Origin of the sequence: Pseudomonas sp. dw_612, assembly GCF_018449725.1 — a bacterium.
In the GTDB taxonomy this organism is placed as follows: Bacteria; Pseudomonadota; Gammaproteobacteria; order Pseudomonadales; family Pseudomonadaceae; genus Aquipseudomonas.
This window is the reverse complement of sequence record NZ_JAAVVC010000066.1, coordinates 1-830: the sequence shown is the minus strand read 5'-3', so window position 1 is coordinate 830 and position 830 is coordinate 1. Positions and strand designations below refer to the sequence as shown.

The following is an 830-nucleotide window of genomic DNA, read 5'->3' as shown; positions in this document are numbered from 1 at the left end:
GCGAGGATGACCAGGGCTTGGGTTTTGGCCAGGCCTCTGGCCAGATAGGATTCATAGAACGGTTTCCAAGTGGGAGACCTGCAAGCCGCCATTGCCGCGTTGTGAGCCAGGCGCCGTAACTCGGTATCGCCTTTTTTGCTCAGGCGACGGGGGCTGTTCTTTTTCCCGGAGTCTTTGGGTCTCAAGTCCATGCCCAAAAAGGCAATGAACGCATCGCCACTGGCGAATTCGCCACGCATGAAAGCGGTCGCCAAGCCAATAGCCGTCAGATCACCAATCCCCTCAATGGCTTTGCAGCGCTTGATGTTTTCGGTGATGCCGGCTTTTTTGCTGACTTTGAGCAATAGCTTCTGAATGGCCTGCTCAGATTGTTTGAGGGACTTCAACAGCCGGGCCAGCTCATCGTTCAAGAGCAGTTCGCTCGACCAGCTAAGCGTGAGACTCACACGCAAGTCGACCAGTTCTGCGCGTCGATGCAGTAGGCTTTTCAACACTTTGTAGTCCTGCGGAGGTGGACTCCAGACGCGCAGTCGCTGCTGTTCGCTGCTCAGGTAACGTGCCAGAAGGCGCGCATCACACGGGTCGGTTTTCGCCCGCTGGCCGATGCTTTCGCGGTAGTGGCTCAGCCGATAAGCATCCACCACGTAAACCCGGTGCCCCATTTCATGGGCCAGTTCAACCGTGTCCAAGTGGTAGATGCTGGTGGCTTCCAGGGCAATTGAGCTTTGCGCAGGCAGCATTTTGAGCCAACGGCCAAGAGCCTCACGGTCGTTGTTGATGTGTTGAGTGGTTTTCAGGTCTTCGCGGTAAGCAACGATTTCGGCCTTGGC

General features: G+C 56.3%; 1 protein-coding gene. It reads right to left on the bottom strand.

The features are described 5' to 3' along the window. On the bottom strand, positions 1 to 830 hold an 830-nt coding region (locus HB680_RS32490), incomplete at both ends, for a transposase (protein ID WP_213942335.1).